This window comes from Vibrio sp. V43_P6S15P86 (assembly GCF_009904725.1).
Classification (GTDB): domain Bacteria; phylum Pseudomonadota; class Gammaproteobacteria; order Enterobacterales; family Vibrionaceae; genus Vibrio; species Vibrio diabolicus.
In genome coordinates, this window is sequence record NZ_WXWT01000043.1 from 1 (window position 1) to 4,618 (window position 4,618).

The following is a 4,618-nucleotide window of genomic DNA, read 5'->3' on the forward strand; positions in this document are numbered from 1 at the left end:
CAACACCGCAAAGCCCAAAGCTACAGCCATTGGTATGACAAAACGAGCCTGCAAGCTCGTTTCAAACATAATCGGCAATACACCCGCAAACGTCGTTATTGAGGTGAGCGTGATCGCTCGAAAGCGTGCACAGCCCGCTTCAACCACCGCTTGTTTGATGTTCATACCCTTTTCTCTCACTTGGTTTACGTAATCTGTCATAACCAGAGAGTCGTTGATAACCACGCCAGCAGCGGCGATCAAACCAAATGTCGACATCATACTGATATCCAAACCTAGCCAGAAGTGGCCCCAAATCGCCCCCGTCAGACTAAATGGAATGACTGACATTACAATCAAAGGTTGGGTATAACTTTTTAACGGTACGGCTAACAAGATGTAGACGATGATCATGCCTGCAATAAAGAACAGAATCTGTTCATTACGCTGCGCTGCCTGCTCTTCAATATCACCACCCAATTCCGTTTTCACACTCGGGAAGACTTGCTTCATGTCCGGTAAGATATTGTCGTCGATGACCTTCACGATTTCTTGAGGTTCAACCAATTCTTCGTCTATCGAACCATAGACATAAACGGTTTGATACCCGCCTTCACGTCGAATGCTACTCACGCCCGGCTGCTCGTTGATCTTCACCACATCACCCAGCATGACCTTCTTACCTGCTGGCGTGGTAATCACAGCGTAACGTAATGATGAAAATGCTTCACGTGTAAGTTGCGGGTAACGCACCATAACTTTGATTTCTTCACCATCACGAATAAGACGCTGTGCTTCACCACCGTAGAAGCTGCCACCCACTTGCTCTGCGATCATGGTGAGATCCAGTCCGAGATCGTACGCTACAGGCGCAAGAGAGAGGAGTACTTCTTTGCTTCCTGAATCAATAGAAGATGAAATATCGTATAACCCTTCTTCCTGCTGTAAACGCTCTATCAAGTAACGCCCAGCCTCGTTCAATTCATTAATATTAGAACCAAACAGCAAGTAACCAAACTCATCTCTGTCACCGCCACCCGCGCTCTGCTCGCGGATTTTGATGCTCTTCATTCCAGGAATAACTGGCATAGCTTCACGCCAACGTCGAGCAAGTTCAAATGTATTAAACGGGCGTAATTCCTCATCAACCAATGGCACCAAAACACGGCCTTCGGTACGGCTTCTGTTGTATGAAAGCACATCACGAATCATACCTTGACCATGTTCTGCGATGGTCTCAGATTCAATTTTTTGCATCACTCGTTCGATGGTCTTAAGAGCACTGATTGTTTGCTCGCTTGAAACGGTATCGTTCATTTCAATAGTGATCGCAGGATAGTCAGTAGGCACTTTAGGGTTAGGGATCACCCGAACATAGTTCGCGTTGATCAAAGCCGCGCTGATCAGCAGTAAACCGCAAAACACAGCAAACACGGTCCAGCGCCAATGCGTACATGTCGTGACAAAGTTACGATACGTACCGTTTACAAAGCCAAAAAAACGTTGGTTAAATCGGTCACGCCAGCCACCAGGTTTAACTGGCTTAAAGTGAGTATGTGCGAGGTGAGCAGGAAGGATTAACTTCGATTCAATCAAACTAAAGATCAAACAAAGAATCACAACGCCCGCGATACCATAGAAGAAAGCACTGTCAATACCGCTAGACAACAAGAAAGGGGCAAACACGGCAATTGTGGTTAAAACGCCAAAAGTAGCTGGCGTGGCAACACGTTTGACACCGCGAACCACATTTTCTACGCCACCGCCTTTTTCTTCAATTTCGCTGTAGGCGCTCTCTCCCATCACGATGGCGTCATCGACCACAATACCGAGCACCATAATGAAGGCAAAAAGAGATACGATGTTTACCGTGATCCCTAATGCAGGCATCATCATCACCGCGCCAAGAAAACACACTGGCAGCCCAATCATTACCCACATTGCCAAGCGAAAGCGCAAGAAAATGGTCAGCATGATCGCCACTAGAGCTGCGCCTTGCAGCAAGTTTTTCAACATCATGTCGAGACGACCATTTAAATAATAGGTCGTATCCACTAAGACTTTGAGCTTAACGTCCTGCGGCAATGTCTTATTTTTTGCTTCGATATAATTACGAACAGACTCGGCAACAGGGATAATGTTCTGATCACGAGTCGCTTCAACAGACATGTAGATCGCATTTTGCCCTGAGTACTCAAAGTAGCGCTCTTCTTCCGTAAAGCCATCTTTGATCGTGGCGATATCTTGCAGTAAAACCTTCGCACCATTTGCGCCAAGCTTTACAGGAATATTCCTAAATTCATCACCACGGTAGTACTGATTTTCAATCCTTACTGCGATCATCCCTGAGTTTGTTTTGACTTCGCCCGCAGAAAAGTTGGCAGAATAACGACTGATCGCGCTGCTGATATCGCTCAACGTCAAGTCGTATTTACGAAGAACGAGTGGATCAACTTCAATCGCTATCTCTTCCTCTGGTGCACTCAAATACACCAACATGACATTTTTGAGTTGAAGTAATTCATCCTCGACTTGCTTAGCAATGGGTTTGAGCTCTTCAAGCGGTCGGTCCCCAACTAACCCCATTTCTATCACATCTTGACGCCACTCAACTTGGTAGACATTGATCGGTTCCATACCGGCAGGTAAGTTGGATAAAGTATCAATGCGTTGATTTACATCATCCAAGACACGCTTGATATCAGCATTAACGTCTACCTCGATAGAGACATACGCGCTACCTCTAGAGGCCGTTGAGATCGTTTTTTTAATCCCGGTGACATCTTTAATCGATTCCTCAACCTTAACGAGAATACTTTCTTCAATTTCTTGAGGTGAAGCGCCAGGATAAGTCGCACGAACATCAATGTAGTTCACCTCAATGTTCGGAAACATCTGCCTTTGAATAAAGAGAAAACTCACCACCCCCATGATGATGATGAACACCATCAAAAGGTTGGCAGCGACGGGGTTATTCGCAAAATAAGCAATTAAGCCCTTTTGTTTAGTATCTTCCATGACAAACTCCTACTTACTGTACGACGGTTTCGGAGTCGTCACTCTTTTTTGCGATTTGTACCGCCATGCCTTTTTGAGGGTACTCCGGCAAGGTAAGTACCAACTTATCACTTTGCTCTAAGCCTTCCCCCACAAGTAAAAACTCACCTTCTGCTCTCAAGACCGTTACCGTCCGAGGTTGAAGTTGATTCTCACCATTCACTACCCATACCGTGCGATTTTTGACTAATTCCTGTGGCAGGCGATAGATATGCTTTAGCTCCTTACCTGTAAAGCTCACTTCAACGTAGGAGCCAAATTTAATTGGAGGCTGCTGATTATCAATACCATATGGGTCCGCGATTTGAATGACCATGTTAATCATTCGGGTAGCGCTATCAATCATGCCTAAATCACGAACCACTCGACCTTCTCTAGTGGTAGAAAACACACCTTGCTGCGTTACTGTCGCAGTGAGCTCACCAATGGATTCGGGTAAAAATGCACTATCAAAACCGGCAATTGGTACGTGCACCTCCGCCACTTCAATGTTGTTTAGCGTGGCAACTCGAGAGCCAGATGTAACAAATTGACCAACACCAATATCACGCTCAACAACCAGCGCATCGTAAGGTGCAACGACTTTGCAATTTTCTAAATCTCTTTTTGCTCGTTTGAGTGCTGCTTGAGCCGACTTCACTTGCGCTTGCGCGCTCAAAACCTGAGGCTTACGTAAATACAGGTCTGTCACTTGCTTATCGCTCAGTCTCTTGGCCTGGCGTTTTGCCACTTCCGCTTTGGCTTGCTCCTCAATTAAGCTCGCACGTGCGCTAGCTAAATTGGCTTCGGCTTGCAAAACCGACGCTTCGTAGTTGTCACTTTCAATCGTGAACAGTACTTCTCCTCGTTTCACGATCCCACCCGTTACAAAATTAGGGTGCCAACTTATCACTTCACCACTGACTTGCGCGGAAAGGTGTGTTTTTTCAAAAGGGACTAACTCACCATGGCTGGTTATCACCACTTTATGATCGGTAGGAAAAAGAGAAGAAGCCTGAACGGTAGGCTCTGTAATGGCATCTTTGGTTGACTCTTTTTCCGGAGCTGTCGCGGCGATTGCGGCATATCCTGCATAAGATCCACCAACGACAACGAAAGGTAAAAGCCAACGTAATACGGGTTTTGCTAACATCGAAAATCCTTTTTTATTGTTGTTTTCATCACCATGCTTTTATTAAATCTTTGACTCCCTGTAAGCATGATGGTGAGGGAATTACATTTGAATAGACGTCAAAGCAGCGCGTACCTTGCTTTTTCGGTTGCTAACTACAGAGTTATTGCCAATTCAAAGTTAATAAAATTAACAAAAAATTAACTAACTTCGCAAGCTGCCCTGACTTAACTCTTCTTTTAAATAGCAAGGGACGTGCCAGGCATTTATTTATTAAAATTCAAATAGTTATTATTACTCAACTATTTTAACCAGTGTGCTATTGGTCATAATCACCAGATATTAGTGATTATGACCAATTCAGACACAATCATAATTAAAATAAATGATTATCTGCGTTCAAAAAGGTGAACTTAATCCCGAGAACATGACAATTCATTGATTAATAGCCCGTTATCCAACCTTGTTGGA

2 protein-coding genes are annotated in these 4,618 nt (G+C 44.7%); both read right to left on the bottom strand.

Annotated elements, in window-relative coordinates:
* A partial coding sequence (locus CAG69_RS02070; RefSeq protein WP_161442511.1) for an efflux RND transporter permease subunit occupies positions 1-2,997 on the bottom strand: 2,997 nt, incomplete at its 3' end.
* Positions 2,998-3,010: 13 nt separating this feature from the next.
* On the bottom strand, positions 3,011-4,168 hold the full coding sequence (locus CAG69_RS02075; RefSeq protein ID WP_047008042.1) for an efflux RND transporter periplasmic adaptor subunit: 1,158 nt from the start codon (positions 4,166-4,168) through the stop codon (positions 3,011-3,013).
* Positions 4,169-4,618: the final 450 nt, after the last annotated feature.

What these genes read in the sequence shown, in the direction of transcription:
- CAG69_RS02075 (WP_047008042.1), bottom strand. Translation starts at nt 4,168, where the DNA reads ATGTTAGCAAAACCCGTATTACGTTGGCTTTTACCTTTCGTTGTCGTT.